The 15,269-nt window shown below is 39.6% G+C and carries 13 protein-coding genes; all 13 read right to left on the reverse strand.

Annotated elements, in window-relative coordinates:
- Positions 1-96 precede the first annotated feature (96 nt).
- Positions 97-1,080, reverse strand: coding sequence for a quinone oxidoreductase family protein (locus AC2TFD_RS19065; protein ID WP_484673763.1), 984 nt, complete (start codon positions 1,078-1,080; stop codon positions 97-99).
- A gap of 63 nt (positions 1,081-1,143) precedes the next feature.
- Positions 1,144-2,667 (reverse strand): CoA-acylating methylmalonate-semialdehyde dehydrogenase, encoded by a 1,524-nt coding sequence (locus tag AC2TFD_RS19070; protein ID WP_335512906.1) that lies wholly within the window; start codon positions 2,665-2,667, stop codon positions 1,144-1,146.
- An 18-nt stretch (positions 2,668-2,685) separates the two neighbouring features.
- Complete coding sequence (locus AC2TFD_RS19075; RefSeq protein ID WP_484673764.1) at positions 2,686-3,600, reverse strand: NAD(P)-dependent oxidoreductase; 915 nt, start codon at positions 3,598-3,600, stop codon at positions 2,686-2,688.
- 34 nt (positions 3,601-3,634) lie between these two features.
- Positions 3,635-4,969 carry a GntP family permease gene (locus AC2TFD_RS19080; protein WP_335512901.1) on the reverse strand — a complete coding sequence of 445 codons (1,335 nt, stop codon included), beginning with the start codon at positions 4,967-4,969 and terminating at the stop codon, positions 3,635-3,637.
- Positions 4,970-5,141: 172 nt separating this feature from the next.
- Complete coding sequence (locus AC2TFD_RS19085; RefSeq protein ID WP_484673765.1) at positions 5,142-6,971, reverse strand: sigma 54-interacting transcriptional regulator; 1,830 nt, start codon at positions 6,969-6,971, stop codon at positions 5,142-5,144.
- 163 nt (positions 6,972-7,134) lie between these two features.
- The gene (locus AC2TFD_RS19090) at positions 7,135-8,367 is read right to left on the reverse strand and encodes an MFS transporter (protein ID WP_335515609.1); all 1,233 of its coding nucleotides are present in this window, start codon (positions 8,365-8,367) and stop codon (positions 7,135-7,137) included.
- A gap of 192 nt (positions 8,368-8,559) precedes the next feature.
- Positions 8,560-9,267, reverse strand: a complete 708-nt coding sequence (locus AC2TFD_RS19095) for a DNA alkylation repair protein (RefSeq protein WP_335567853.1) — start codon at positions 9,265-9,267, stop codon at positions 8,560-8,562.
- Positions 9,268-9,872: 605 nt separating this feature from the next.
- The gene (locus AC2TFD_RS19100) at positions 9,873-10,784 is read right to left on the reverse strand and encodes a nucleoside hydrolase (RefSeq protein ID WP_484673766.1); all 912 of its coding nucleotides are present in this window, start codon (positions 10,782-10,784) and stop codon (positions 9,873-9,875) included.
- Between the two features lie 6 nt (positions 10,785-10,790).
- Positions 10,791-11,696: a ribokinase gene (rbsK, locus tag AC2TFD_RS19105; RefSeq protein WP_335567851.1), complete on the reverse strand. Its 906-nt coding sequence runs from the start codon at positions 11,694-11,696 to the stop codon at positions 10,791-10,793.
- A 222-nt stretch (positions 11,697-11,918) separates the two neighbouring features.
- The gene (locus tag AC2TFD_RS19110) at positions 11,919-12,338 is read right to left on the reverse strand and encodes an acyl-CoA thioesterase (protein WP_484676346.1); all 420 of its coding nucleotides are present in this window, start codon (positions 12,336-12,338) and stop codon (positions 11,919-11,921) included.
- 30 nt (positions 12,339-12,368) lie between these two features.
- Positions 12,369-13,205 (reverse strand): beta-keto acid cleavage family enzyme, encoded by an 837-nt coding sequence (locus AC2TFD_RS19115; protein WP_335567850.1) that lies wholly within the window; start codon positions 13,203-13,205, stop codon positions 12,369-12,371.
- A 103-nt stretch (positions 13,206-13,308) separates the two neighbouring features.
- A complete protein-coding gene (locus AC2TFD_RS19120; protein WP_484673767.1) occupies positions 13,309-14,652 on the reverse strand; it encodes an acetyl-CoA carboxylase biotin carboxylase subunit in 1,344 nt (447 codons plus the stop codon).
- A 27-nt stretch (positions 14,653-14,679) separates the two neighbouring features.
- Complete coding sequence (locus tag AC2TFD_RS19125; RefSeq protein ID WP_335567848.1) at positions 14,680-15,219, reverse strand: acetyl-CoA carboxylase biotin carboxyl carrier protein; 540 nt, start codon at positions 15,217-15,219, stop codon at positions 14,680-14,682.
- Between the last annotated feature and the right edge of the window lie 50 nt (positions 15,220-15,269).

Genomic DNA, 15,269 nt, shown 5'->3' on the forward strand with positions numbered 1-15,269 from the left:
CCCTGATAGAAGCAAAGCATCCTTTCAATATAACGACTTGATCTTTCTGCATAAAATTTAACTTCCCACAACGATGTCAAGAAGTGCCGACTCACATCATTTGTTCATTTCCAATAAAACTTTTCCTGTGCTTTTTCTGCTCTCCACCAAACGATGTGCTTCTGCAGCCTCTTCCATTTTAAAACTTTTTCCGACCTTCATGTTCAAACGACCTTCTGCTAAATAACTCATTAACCGTTTAGCCGGTTCACGTAATAGTTCCGGACGGTTATTTCTCGTCGTACCTAAACTAAATCCTAGAACAGCTCGACAGCTGGCATGCAAATCTTTCGTAATAAATTGACCGAAATCACCGCTCGCATTCCCAAAGTTGACCAAACGCCCATACATCGCTAAACAATCCAGGCTCTTTTCTGTCACTTTACCAGAAATGGAGTCTAAAATGACATCGGCTCCTTTTCCATTGGTTAGTTCATTAACTTTAGGCGCAAATTCATCCTTCTCGTAACAAATGACATGGTCTGCCCCCGCTTCTATCGCAGTCGAAACCTTGTTTTCACTTCCTACGATTCCAATAACACAGCTCGCACCTAAGATTTTCGCCAGCTGGATCGCTGTCGTCCCAACGCCTCCTGCCGCTGCATGGATCAGAACCGTTTCACCCGGTTGCACCCTGCCTACATCGGCGAGAAGTTTATAAGCCGTAAAAGCAACGACTGGACTTGCTGCTGCTGTCCGAAAATCAACGTTATTTGGGATGGCAAAAGTAAGATTTTCATCTGCCGTGATATATTCCGAATATGATCCGGTTTTTGGAAAAGCAATCACTCGTTGTCCCACTTTAAAGCCTTTTACATCTGAACCTACAGCCTCAATGATTCCTGCGGCATCTAAACCAGGAATAATCGGAGGCTTCCCTGCCGCATGATAGGTACCTTGCCTTGTCTGTATATCAGCAAAATTGACACTAGTTGCTTCTACGCGTATTAATAGTTGGTTTGTGCTGATTGAAGGAGTATCCAGATTAACAATTTTTAAGACTTCAGGACCACCAAATTCGTTGATAACAATTGCCTTCATACATATTCCTCCAATCGATTAATAATTATGAGTGAAACATGATGTTCACGAATAACGTAATTATTAATTACTACTAGGGAAAGCAAACTCTGTCTTGCTTTCTTCCTTGGCTTCGGGCCATCTTTCCGATACCGTTTTAGACTTTGTGAAGAAGCGTGCTGTATCTGGTCCAAACATGTGGGCTTCACCGAATTTCGAACGTTTTAATCCTCCAAAGTTATGGTATCCGACTGGAATTGGAATCGGGACGTTCACACCAACCATTCCTACTTCAATTTCTTGTGTGAACTTTCTTGCGGCAGGACCACTTTCAGTGTAGATGGTAACCCCATTACCTAATTCGTGACTATTAATTAGGTTAATCGCTTCGTCTAATGTGCTAACCCGTACGACGATACGTGCTGGCCCAAATACTTCATCACGGTATATTTTCATATCTGGAGTAACATGATCTAAAAGAGTGGCTCCTAAGTAGAATCCCTTTTCTGGTACATTCACTTCAGGATTACGACCATCTACGGTTAAAACAGCGCCTTCTTCAAGACTTTCATTAATATACTTAAGAACCGTATCTTTTGATTGCTGAGAAATGACAGCCCCAAAGTCTGCACTTTCATCTGTATATGCTCCCACTTTAAGCTCTGCTACACGAGCTTTCAATTTGGTTACAAATGCTTCAGCTGTTTTTTCCCCAACTGGCATCGCTGCAGAAATAGCCATACAACGTTGTGAAGCAGATCCGTATGCCGCACCTAGAAATGCGGTTACCGCTTGATCTAAATCTGCATCAGGCATGATAATCATATGATTTTTTCCGCCGCCAAAAGCTGCTACACGCTTATTATTTTTGGTTCCTTCCGTGTACACGTATTCAGCAACTGGAGTAGATCCAACAAAACTAATCGCATGAATCTTTGGATTTGTTAGGATCGTATTTACAGCTTCTTTGTCTCCATTGATAACGGTCCAAACTCCATCCGGCAAGCCAGCTTTTTTCCAAAGCTCCGATACATATAAGGCAGAGTTCGGAACCTTTTCGGAAGGTTTTAAGATTACGGCATTTCCGACCGCTACCGCCATAGATGTCATTGCTAGTGGTACCATAACTGGAAAGTTAAATGGAGAGATTGCAGCCACCACGCCTAACGGTTGTTTAATCGAGAACGAATTAATATCTCCACCCACATTTACGGAGTATTCTCCCTTTAACAAATGTGGGGCATTGATAGCTAAATCAACAGATTCAATTCCACGAACAATTTCTCCTTTTGCATCAGCGATTGTTTTTCCACTTTCCAAACCTATCATTTCAGCCAGGCAATCCATTTCTTTCACTAATAAACCTCTAAAACGATGAAGAACCTCTACTCTTTTTCCTAATGATACTCTCTTCCATTTTTCGAATGCAGCATGTGCCACTTCAACCGCTTCATTTACTTCCTCTGTTGATGCAAGAGGACATAATCCAATGACTTCACCTGTAGATGGGCTATATACCTCCCCGAAGCGTTCACTTTTACCTGGCGTCATTTCACCGCCAATAAAATGGGTTAATTTTTTTACTGTATTTTGTGTTGTAGTAGTCATGTTCATTTCTCCTCCTAATTAATTTTTTGATGTCACGAGATTGTTTTCTTCGATAGACTCTTTCACCATTAGATAGACGGCTGACATATCCTGTGGACCATATCCTTTTTCTACAGCCTTTGTATATAAATCAATTAATTGATCCCCAATCGGGAGAGGGCTTCCAACTTCCGCCGCCATTTGTTTTGCTAGTTTTAGGTCTTTTAGTAATAGGTTTGTAGAGAATCCAGGGTTAAAGTCGTTTCGAGCAATATACCCTTTGTAGTTTCTTTCATAGATTCTGCTTTGCCCAAAACTTACGCTTAATACATCATAGATCGTTTGTGCATCTACACCCATCTGCTCCCCTAATGCAACGGTTTCAGCTACTGCCTCCGTATAGAAGCCGATCATTAGATTATTTAATAGTTTAATAACCGTTCCAGTACCAGCACTTTCACCTAAATGAAAGATATTATCTCCAAGTACATGCAGAACTGGAAGGGATTTTTCATAAACAGATTTTTCTCCGCCTACCATGATGGTAAGAGTTCCATTCACTGCACCAGATACACTTCCACTTACGGGAGCACCTAGGTAGTCAATCCCTTTTTCCTTTGAAACAGTATAGACATTTTCATTTAATTGAGGAGAGATTGTACTAAAATCAATAATAGTTAGCGAAGGGTGTGCATTTTCTATCACTCCATTTTCACCCAGATACACTTTCTCTACGATTTGTGGCGTTGGAAGACTTGTCATAATAATGTCTACTTCCTTCGCTAAAATAGCAGGAGCCACTCCGATTTTTCCGCCAGCTTGCGAAAATTTGTGTTCAGCCTCTGAAATCGTATCTACTCCATAAACTTCATACCCCGCTTTTACAAGATTAATAGCCATCGGAAGGCCCATATTCCCTAACCCGATGAAGGCAATCTTTGATAGGTTACTCATATTATTATTCCTCCTTTATTAAGTTGATCGATTACTAACCCATGAATGTGTATAACAAGACAGCTAGTGCGAGTGCAATCAATGAAATTCCAACTGTAAGAACAAAGATAGGCATGTATGCTTTCTCATGCGTTTCATTACATACGGCACGGATGGTTGTGACAATATATCCATTATGAGGAAGAGAATCAAGTCCGCCAGAAGCAAGCGATGAAATCCGATGCATCGCACCTGGATCAAGCCCTTGTGCCATATAGGCAGGTGCTAAAATAGGTAGTGCAATTCCAAGTCCTCCTGATGCTGAACCTGTTATTCCCGCAATAATCGTTACAGCTGCTGCTAATCCGGCATATGCCATTCCAGGCATACTCACAAGTGAATCGACAATTGATCCAAAAGCGGGTGACTGTTGGGCTACTGCACCGAAACCAACGACCGCACATATATTTGCCGTTGCTACAATAGCGTTTTCACTGCCTTTTCCAAAGATGGCGCTATACTTCCTAGAGTATTGATTCATTAAGACTAATCCAACAATGACCCCTGAGAATAAACCTAATAATGCGGCTGCAGTTGGAGAAATAAACCTTGAAGCAACATTTAATACCGCGACAACCATGACTAATGGCAAAATAGCTAAAATGAAAGGCGGCAGTTTTTCATTTGTTTGCGTTTCTAAAGCTGCTGCCACTTCAGAAAGGGCACTTCCACTTCCTTTTTGCGAACCTGGTAAGGCAAACGACTCTCCATTTTTCACTGCCTTTGTAACCATGTACTTAAGGGCATAGCCCCCTGAAACCATGATAAATATCGCAGTGATTACACCAATCCATCCTCCTGCAGTAGGCTGTGTTCCAAAGAACTGCATTGGAATAAGATTTTGAACCTCCGGAGATCCCGGTGCAGTCATCGTAAAAGAGATGGATCCGAAAACGATCGCTGCAGGGATAAATCGATGAGGCAGATTGGCTACTTTGAATAAGGAAACAGCAATCGGATAAACAGAGAAACCAACGATTGCAATACTTACTCCCCCATATGTCATTAATGCACAAGCCGCCACAACGGCAAAGACTGCTCGTTTTGCACCCACTCTGACTTTTACCCATTCCGCAATGGAATCTGCGGCTTTCGTTTCCTCCATTACCTTTCCAAAAATAGCGCCTAATAGGTATACGAGAAACCATGAAGCAAAATAACCAGTGAATCCAGTCATATAATTTTCCGTAAGCGCTTTCTCCAAGGACAAACCACTTGTTAACGCAAGCAAAGTAGAGCAGAGAACGGCAGCAATAATAATATTTACTCCTCGCATTGTAAATAGAATTAATAAAGCCAAGCTTAGGAAAAGACCAATAAAACTAAGCATGCGACACCCCCAAATCATTGTTTGTATTTATAACCTTTATACTGCAAGAAGTGTGCCAACTTACATCTTTGGGAAAATAGTAAATATTCGAAACATTTAAAACGAAAAGCGTCTAAACTATTAGACAAAATGTTTGAAAGTTTAGACACTACGTTTAATTGATTGGACACTTTTATAGGTTGAACTCTTTTATTTTATTATATAGAGTAGCCCTTGAAATACCTAGCTTCTTAGCCGCACGTGTCTTATTCCCTTGTTCTTCTTTTAGTATTTGTATGAGAAGCTCTTTTTCCTTTTGTAGTTCAGAGCGTTTCAGTGTATGTAAGGAGGTAATCGGGGCAATTTCCCTCTCCAACATTTGATACTCGATTGCCTGTTCTTTATTCGTTTTATTCCGTTCCAAGAAGTAGCGTTGAAAGTCATCAAAATAAATTCCTTGACCATCTACCAATGTGATAAGCCTTTCCATCACATTAAATAACTCTCTGATATTTCCTGGCCATGTATATTCCATCATACCCGCAACGGTTTCTTTACTTATATCTTTCAGTGGTATTTGATATTTCTCACAGATTGTTTTCATAAATTGCCCAATCAAAAGTGGGATATCTTCTTTTCTTTCTCTTAGCGGCGGAATCGTAATGGGGATAACATTGATACGATAATATAGGTCTTCTCGGAATTTATTTTCCTTTACCATTTCCTTAATTGAACAGTTTGTAGCCGCAATGAGCCGGAAATCAACGGGAATCGGTTTCGAACCTCCTACTGGTTCTACCTCCCGTTCCTGTAAAACACGTAATATTTTTGATTGCATATGTAAAGGCATATCTCCAATTTCATCTAAAAACAATGTCCCCTTATGGGCTAAAAGGAATTTTCCTGGTTTCCCCTTTTTTCTCGAACCAGTAAACGCACCTTCTTCATATCCAAATAGTTCAGATTCAAGTAAATGCTCTGGAATTGAAGCACAGTTCACACTGATAAACGGACCTTCACTATATTTACTCAGGGAATGAATAGCCTTTGTAAAGATCTCTTTTCCTACGCCGCTTTCTCCGGTAATTAATATAGAGGCAGAGGTTTGTGCAGCACGCCGGGCAATGTTTTTTGCATGGATAAACCGTTCGCTCTTTCCAATGACTTGGTTAAAAGTAGTGGGTTCTTCTTTTCGTTTTGGCTGTTCAATATTTACGGATGTCAGGTCCGTTGTTCCATTTAATTCCTGAATTCTATCAAAAATGGTATAAAGTTCAGAAACTCCTTGAAAAACAAGGATACCTATTCCCCCGATGATTTTATTGTTTTTCCAAATAGGGATGCGGTGGGCAACGACTTCTTGACCTTGCAAAAATTGAACTTGATTATGTTCAGGAATACCCGTTTGAATGACCATATGTAATCGTGTGCCTTCAATGATATTTACAACATGTTGATTGATTGCTGACTTTTGTTCAACTCCTAAATAATTACAATATGCTTTATTAATCATTTTGACGAACCCATTTTCGTTAACCACTACAATTCCTTCAGAGACATTATCAAAACAAATACTCAACCATTCGATAGTCTTTTCCAATCGCTCTAACTCTTGGTAAGTTTTTGCTAATCCATCTAAAACATCATGTTGATTTAACATGCCTAGCAATACATTTTGTTTATCAACAACTGGTATACTCCCTTTTGTTAATGAAACAATCGATAATACTTCTTGAAAGTATAAAGTTTTAGCCTGTTTGTCAAAATGGTTCTCAATCGATATATCCGGAGAAACATCTTTTAATAAAGCTTTCGTTACCATACCTAAAGACAATATACCAAGAAAGTGACGATTTTCATCCGTAACCGCCACTTCATTTAATTGTTGTTTTATCATAAATTCTGCTGCATCTTTTAAACTAGTTGTAGGAGGTAAAAAAAGAATATTCGTATCTACCCAGTGTCCAACTTGCAATTTTTCGATATAAAAATCATTACTCTCTTCTTCTAGGTGATGTTTCATAGGTTAGTTACCCTCCATTCAAAAGTAAAATCCATATTACTCGTATACTATATATATTGAAAATATAAATAATATTTAGAAATATTTATATAAAAAAAGAATAACCTCTTGGGTTATTTAACAGGAATAAATTTAGTATAGCAAATAAATGAATATTATAAATCTAAACTATATTGGCCTGCAATTTTAACTCTTCATCTCTCTTTACGTTTCTCATTTGTCTTCGAAGGATGAAAACATATGCCAAAAAGGCAAGAATAATACATAATGCACTATATAAAAATACTGCTTTGAAACCAGCATGAAGGGAAATAAATCCTAATGCAATGGCTCCCACTCCCCCGCCTATATCTTTGGCTGTAAAAAACGTTGAGTTTCCAGCGCCTCTTCTATCAGGCGGACAAAGCTTGATCATAATCGCATTCAAAGCTGGCTCTACAGAACCTAATCCCAATCCATAAAGGACGCCTGAAAGAATAAAACCTCCAAGTGATTGGGCATTGGCTAAGACGACAAACGATAGCGTCATGATGACTAAACCAGGGATGATAACGTAGGAACTTCCATATTTATCTGCCAATTTCCCTCCAACAATTCTTGTGAACAATAGAGCAAATGAATAAAACGTATAATATAAACCGATGTCTTCAATCCCTAAAGAAAGAGCAAAAATTGGAATAAAGGTTAACGATGCCCCCATCCCAACATAAACAAATGCGGTAACTACACCAGTGGGAATCGCTGTTTTTTCAAAAAGCAATTCCGAAATTTTTCTTTTTGTTTTTCTTTCAGTGGCTTTACCAACAAAGGTTGGATTTCTTTTTTCATAATTAATAAATAGGCTGCAAACAATGGAAAGCAAGCCAATCAAACCGGCAACAATGAATAAGATTTGATAATTGAATTGTTGAATCAGGTATATGCTTAAAGCAGGCCCTACGGCCGTTGCGATTGTACTGGATAATCCGAAATAACCAACACCCTCAGCCAAACGACTTTTTGGCACAATATCCGAAATAATTGTTCCGGAAGCATTAGTGGTAGCACTAAATCCTATTCCGTGTAAACTTCTTAATATCAGTAGTAGACTAATAGAAAAAGCAACAAGATAAGAAAGAGTAATAAATGCGGTGGTCACAGCACCAATAATGAGCACAATTCTACGACTCTTTTCATCTGATAGTTTACCAAAATAAGGTCTAAAGAGGATCGCTACAAACATGAAGAAACCAAAAAGCATTCCTGAAATCGAACTATCTCCGCCTAAGTGGATTGCGTATAACGGGAGTCCAGTCATTAACATATTGCTTGCAATAGATGTGGACATAGCATAAATAAACGTTAGCCAATAGTCTTTTGTCCATAGTTTTTCTGAGTTGTTCCTATTTACTTGCAATGGATATCCTCTTTTCTTTGTATTGATACAGTCATTCAGCTATATAAATGGAAGAAAGCCTCTCCCTACGATACCGAGCATATTCTATCTATACTATCACATTATTTTTACTAAGAAAGTTCAATTCATATTCCTAAACGGCAAATCGGCCCACCAGTATTTACCAGCGGGACCTCAAATTTGTTAACCATCCTAACACCTTACATATTTGCGTTTGAAACCAAGCCTCCCTCTATCTAATTCCTTTTGAATATTTTCAGAGGCATGGAGAATACTGCTTTTTTTCTTGTCCCGCATCATTTCTACCGGACCCACTGCCTTAGCGGTTTCAACCGCCTTTTCATGGAGCGGCACATAGGAAATAGCGACTGTGTAGATAAAGTTATTCATAGCCGATTTAGTTCGTTCAGGAGCATCTTTAATCGTAATTTTCACCTGATCAAGCATACTAGCAAGCTTGTCTGCATTAAATTCACTGTCCTTACGATTACCCAATAGCCAGCAGTAACAGCTCCAGCCTGCGGACATTCTCAGTTCTTCACCGCTCGCGATCCATTTATCGGCTACCTTTTGCGCAATATCTGCTTCTGCCAACGTTACGGCAACCACATAATCGCTCAGCATATAAAAATACGCAGCTTCGATCCAACGATCGAAATCTGCCTCCGTCATTGCTTTTGGGTCCGCAATAATGCCGGCAAAATACATGGCATCGTAGTTCCCAGTTGCGTAAAGCTGCTCGGCCAAAGGCTGATTTTTCTTAATTATCTTTGAGAGTGGCTTCATGGCACCTGTTGCTACGCCAAATAGCGGCTCATGTGCTCCATTGCTTATGTATGTCTTTTTGATTCGTTCCTTACCAAGCGATTCTAGTTCTTTCATTACTATATCGAAATCCATCGTTTTTCCCTTCCCTCTTTATCTTTTGCTTAGAAAGCCAATCAATTCGACCGGTTTTATTTTCTACTATTTAAGCCTTGTTAAATATCATTTTTGAAAATTAGTATAACTGTATAAAATGCTGATGAAGGACAAATCATGAAAGTTCACCATGAGATTAGTCCTTCATAAGGGTGATGAAAGACTAATCAGGAAAGTTCGCAGTGAGATTTGTCCTTCATAAGGGCAATGAAAGACAAATCAGGAGAGTTCCCTTTAAGCTTTCTCTTTCATTAGGGTGATGAAAGACAAATCAGGAGAATTTCCAGTAAGATTTGTCCTTCATAAGGGCAATGAAAGTCAAATCAGGAGAATTTGTAGTAAGATTTGTCCTCCATAAGGTCAATGAAAGACAAATCAGGAGAATTCCCAGTGAGATTTGTCCTTTATAAAGATTTTCGTATAAAAAATCAAGATCTCCCTATAACAAAGCCTATTTAAATAAGGCTTTTACATTGAGAATTCACCATAAATATACTCTAAGCGCTGATCCGAGTCTTATTTCTATTATATGAGATAGCAATAATTAAAACAAAGATGTAAGGATAGCTGGGTTTTACCTAACTCTAAAAAATCCGACCCAGAAAATGCTTTAAAAAGGTTTCTGATTTTACGTGGGTACATACTTGAATCTTCGGCCCACCTTCAGTGTGCGCAATTGTTCTCCCTCTCTCTTCCCCTTCTAAGATAACCTTAACACTCCATTCTTCTTTCTTAACGAAACTAGGGTCAATTGCCACACCTACTGCCAGTGGGTCATGCAGGGCACAGCCGCCAATACCTGGGTGATGCGTTTCATAAGATTGCATATAAAAACTGGTCATATCAGCAAAAAAATGTGCCGCGTCCCTTTTCAAATCCCGCCAATCTGTTAATGCTTCTCTTGGTAATAGTGTCTTCATCGTCACATCAAGCCCTACAATCGTTACTGGCAGCCCGGATGAAAACACAATATCAGCAGCTTCAGGGTCAGTGATGATATTCGCTTCGCTATAAGGGGTAACATTTCCAGCCGTAAAGACAGCGCCGCCCATAATGATTACCTCTTTTACAAGAGAAGCAATTTCAGGTTCTTTCTTAACAGCGAGCGCTAGATTTGTAAGCGGCCCCACTGCTATAATCGTAATCTCGTGCGGCTGCTTTATTACCTGATTAATGATATAATCCACTGCACCTTCAGATTCTGCTCTCTTTTCAGGAGTCCTATCAACTTGGTTACCCAGGCCATCTTCCCCATGAACATGTGTGGGGTATTTTTTTAACCCTCCTTTTAGCTGTTTATCTGCTCCTGCATAGACAGGAACCATTTTTCCAAGCTTCTCTAACACCACTAAAGTATTGCGGGTGGTAGATTCAATGGGCGCATTCCCAAAGCATGTTGTCAAACCAATGACTTCTAACTCCGGAGAGTTCAAGGCATAGGCAATCGCGAGTGCATCATCAATACCTGTATCCACATCCAGTATAACTGGCTTCATTCAACCTCACTCCAAATTATGTATTTTTAAAAATTCCTCAACTTCCTTTTTCGTTGGCATTCCGCTTTGTGCCCCTAGCTTCGTAACAGAAATTGCCCCAACAACATTGGCAAACCTGCATGCCTCTTCGATTTCAGCCCCTTCACTCAAAGCAACAGCCAATGCACCATTAAAGGAATCTCCTGCACCTGTTGTATCCACAGCCTCAACCTGAATACTGGGAATTTCTATTTCCTCGCCGTTTTTATTAATCATTACCCCTTTGGATCCTTTTGTTACAATACATTTTTCTTTTAATTTTTCTACTTCTTGTTCTGTCCCTTCTATTGAAGTAAATAGCAGGGCTTGTTCATGTTCATTCGGTGTCAGATAATCTACCATCTCTAGTAATCCCTTCGGAAGCTTTTGAATAGGCGCCGGATTTAGGATCGTGATGATCCTATGCTTTTTTGCAAGTTCTACAGCTCTGATAACACTCTCAAGGGGAATCTCCAATTGTAATAAGAGAATATGGCTATTTATTATTTTATCTTCATTTTTTTCGATTACCTCTGGTGTGACATGGTTATTTGCCCCAGATACAACAATAATACTGTTGTCTCCCTCTGATACTGTAATGGAAGCAATTCCAGTAGAACTATCCTTCACTTTCATGATATTTTCGGTGTTTATTCCTTGATTGCTTAAATGATCCGCGAGTGTTTTACCAAAAGAATCATCCCCTACAGCACCGACCATCTTTACATCCGCGCCAAGCCGGGCTGCGGCCACAGCCTGATTCGCACCCTTTCCACCCGGTATTGAATGGAATGAATGACCTAACACCGTTTCGCCGACCTCCGGTATTTGGTTAGTACTTGTTACTAAATCCATGTTAATGCTTCCTATTACCGTTATTTTTTTACCATTCATGTGATCACCACCTCTCTGTTAATTAGTAACACTACTACTAAAATTACCTAAATGAGATTAGATATGTTAATACGCAGAACATTGTTCATCTCCGGATACCTTTAACTTGAAAAAATGCCGCTTTAAAAGATAACGTTCGATAAATCATTATGATTTCAAGCAAAAAAATAAAACTACTGATGCTCAGTGTAATACTGGCAATCAGCAGTTTCAACTTTTACATCAATTCATTACTTTCTCAGCATTTGCAGGCATCATTTTTTCCCTTACCTCATCTGGAATCGGATAAGCTTTTGGTTTTTCTTTAAACGATGTCCAAGCACGGATTTCATATCCTTCTGCGACCATTTTTTCATCTTTAAAAAACTTGTGACTTATTTTGAATACTTTTCGTTGCATTTCTACAACCGAACTACGAACGATGACAGCGTCTTCAAAAAATAATGGACTCTTAAACTCACAATGCGCTTCGAGTAGTGGAACACTCACTTGCTGCTCACTGTACAAGGTAGAAGATGGCAGCCCAATGCTGGCTAAAAATTCATGTGTAGCTTCATCCATCCATTTATAAAAGTTTGGATAAAACACAATTCCCGCAGCATCCGTATCTCCCCATCTGACCTTAAACGTGTACTCTACAATCATTTTCACTACCTCCCTTCAGATGTTACTTTAAGAGTTGATTGCCTTTTTCACTTTTAACCCGATCATTTCTCTCGCTTCATCTGGTGTAGCCACTTCCCGGCCTAATGTATGCGCTAATTCTACAATTCTCTTTACAAATTGAGCGTTAGAAGTTGCTAGTTCCCCCTTGCGGAAATACACAGCATCCTCCATGCCGACACGTACATGCCCGCCAAGTAAAATCGTCATCGTATTAATCATTAACTGATCTTTACTGGCTCCAATCGCTGACCAGAGAGCTCCTTCCGGAATATTGCTCTTCATAAACATCAGATTTTCAGGTGTCGCCGGGATTCCACCCTGTGCCCCTAATACAAATTGGAAAAAGAATGGTGGTTTGATTAATCCCTTTTTGGCAACGCGTAACGCATTATGAATCATCCCAACATCAAAGACTTCAAGTTCTGGTTTCACGTTATTATTCTGCATCACTTCCGCCAATTGTTCCAGCATGGCAGGAGTATGAATAAATGCGTTCGGTCCTATGTTGAAAGACCCTGCGTCAAAGGAAGCAAGCTCAGGTTGTAATTCCACAACAGGAAAACGTTTGGTTACATCTCTAAGTTCTCCACCGGCAGTAGTATAGTTGATAATGATATCACAGTTCTTTTCGTCTAATAATCTTCTTACTTCACAATACTTCTCAGTATCCAGTGTCGGGATTCCCTCTTCATCTCGAACATGAATATGAGCAATAGCGGCACCTGCCTGCCATGATTCATAAATAGAGTCAGCAATTTCTTGCGGTGTCGTCGGTAAGTATGGAGTATGGGCCTTCGTCGCAAAATCTCCTGTTGGCGCGACAGTGATAATTAATTTTTCCATTCTAGTATCCTCCTTTTATTTATATCTAAAACTAGAATCTATATGATAGGAAACTGCCCATTTCAATAGGATTCTATTAAAAAGGCAAACTTCTAAAGAAGATTTAAGCCATAATTTTTTCCAATAAACGTGTATGCACATGACCGCTTGCAAAATCTTCATCCTGCAAAACTTGTTTTAAGAATGGGATGGTCGTGCTGATTCCTTCTACTGCAAACTCATCTAAAGCTACGAGCATTCTTTGAATCGCATGTTCACGGGTATTTCCATGAACAATTACTTTTGCAATCATGGAATCATAATAGACCGGCACTTTATATCCTTGGTAACAATGCGTATCTACTCGTACCCCAGGACCTTGCGGCATTTCCCATTTTGTAATCACTCCTGGAGTTGGGCGGAATCCTTCCGCTGGTTCTTCTGCATTGATTCGGCACTCGATGGCATGGCCATTGAATTGAATATCTGATTGGGCAAAACGTAGTGTTTCTCCGTTGGCCACGTTCACTTGCTCTTGAATTAAATCCACACCCGTGATTGTTTCGGTAACTGGGTGTTCGACTTGAATGCGTGTATTCATTTCAAGGAAATAGAATGTTGCTTCGTCTTGATCAACGATAAATTCTACCGTACCAGCATTTTCATAAGAAATATTTTCAGCTAGTTTTACTGCTGCATTGCGAATATCTTGGCGAAGCTCTTCTGAAATAATCGGTGCCATCGCTTCTTCCACTAATTTTTGATGACGGCGCTGTGTCGAACAATCACGTTCACCCAAATGAACCACGTTGCCATATTTATCTCCAAGTACCTGAACTTCGATATGACGAGCATTGGCAATATACTTTTCTACGTACATCGTTCCGTCTCCAAAAGCAGCCTTAGCTTCTGCTGAAGCAGATTCAAAAACGGTTTTCACTTGTGCTCTGTCAGTAACAATCTTCATACCGCGGCCCCCGCCGCCAGCAGCTGCTTTTAACATAACAGGCAAACCAATTTTTTCAATCGTTTGAAGGACTTCTTCATATGTAGCTACCTTTTCTGAACCTGGAAGAACAGGTACATCACATTCTTGTGCAATCGCACGTGCAACAAGCTTATTCCCCATTTTCAAAATATGATCTGGCTGTGGACCAACGTAGATAATTCCATTTTCTGCACAAGCCTCTGCTAATGCCGGCACTTCTGCTAAAAATCCATACCCTGGATGGATGGCATCCGCTCCAACGGATACAGCTGTCGATATGATTGTTGGGATATTAAGATAACTTTTCGTTGCAGGTCCTGGTCCAATCACAACGGCTTTATCTGCTAATCTCGCTGGCAAACTATCTTTGTCTGCTTCTGAAACAGCCACAATCGTTTCAATACCTAAAACTTTACATGTTCGAATAATACGTACTGCTATTTCACCACGATTAATTATGAAAATACGTGAAATTGCCATTCAACTATCCCCTCTCTTCTTATAGATTTATTTCACTTTTACTGAGAATAATGGTTGTCCCACTTCTACTAAATCTGCATCTTCAACATGAATTTCAGTAATAACGCCTTCTACACCGGCCGCAATAGCACTATATACTTTCATAATTTCAATTAAACAAACGGTAGAGTCTTTTTGTACCGTGTCACCCACTTTTACATACGGCTCAGCACCAGGCTCAGGTTGTGCATAGAATAACCCGGTAGTTTCTGCATTGATCGTCACAATTTCTTCTGCTGTCTTTACTCCTTGCTTTTCTTCCACTACCTCTGCTTCTTCTACCGGTACTTCGATTGCTGCCGCAGCTTCAAGCTGTGTGATTTGTTGTGGTTCTATTTGTTCCACGTTACTTGCTTGTTGAACGTTAGTTTCAGCATTTTCAGTTACACCATTTTTACCGATCACAATTTTAATATCTTGATTTTCTAATTTTAAAAAGTTAAAAGAAGACGCCTCTAATTTATCAATTAACGTGGTTAGCGTTTCTACATCCTTTTCATTCAGTACACCTAAAAGATTCTTGCTCATCTTTCATTCCTCCTATATTCTTGGTTAATTCAAAACAATCAGTCCATTTA

This window comes from Neobacillus sp. plas4 (assembly GCF_057221695.1).

What these genes read in the sequence shown, in the direction of transcription:
- AC2TFD_RS19065 (WP_484673763.1), bottom strand. Translation starts at nt 1,080, where the DNA reads ATGAAGGCAATTGTTATCAACGAATTTGGTGGTCCTGAAGTCTTAAAA.
- AC2TFD_RS19070 (WP_335512906.1), bottom strand. Translation starts at nt 2,667, where the DNA reads ATGACTACTACAACACAAAATACAGTAAAAAAATTAACCCATTTTATT.
- AC2TFD_RS19075 (WP_484673764.1), bottom strand. Translation starts at nt 3,600, where the DNA reads ATGAGTAACCTATCAAAGATTGCCTTCATCGGGTTAGGGAATATGGGC.
- AC2TFD_RS19080 (WP_335512901.1), bottom strand. Translation starts at nt 4,969, where the DNA reads ATGCTTAGTTTTATTGGTCTTTTCCTAAGCTTGGCTTTATTAATTCTA.
- AC2TFD_RS19085 (WP_484673765.1), bottom strand. Translation starts at nt 6,971, where the DNA reads ATGAAACATCACCTAGAAGAAGAGAGTAATGATTTTTATATCGAAAAA.
- AC2TFD_RS19095 (WP_335567853.1), bottom strand. Translation starts at nt 9,267, where the DNA reads ATGGATTTCGATATAGTAATGAAAGAACTAGAATCGCTTGGTAAGGAA.
- AC2TFD_RS19100 (WP_484673766.1), bottom strand. Translation starts at nt 10,784, where the DNA reads ATGAAGCCAGTTATACTGGATGTGGATACAGGTATTGATGATGCACTC.
- rbsK (WP_335567851.1), bottom strand. Translation starts at nt 11,696, where the DNA reads ATGAATGGTAAAAAAATAACGGTAATAGGAAGCATTAACATGGATTTA.
- AC2TFD_RS19115 (WP_335567850.1), bottom strand. Translation starts at nt 13,205, where the DNA reads ATGGAAAAATTAATTATCACTGTCGCGCCAACAGGAGATTTTGCGACG.
- AC2TFD_RS19120 (WP_484673767.1), bottom strand. Translation starts at nt 14,652, where the DNA reads ATGGCAATTTCACGTATTTTCATAATTAATCGTGGTGAAATAGCAGTA.
- AC2TFD_RS19125 (WP_335567848.1), bottom strand. Translation starts at nt 15,219, where the DNA reads ATGAGCAAGAATCTTTTAGGTGTACTGAATGAAAAGGATGTAGAAACG.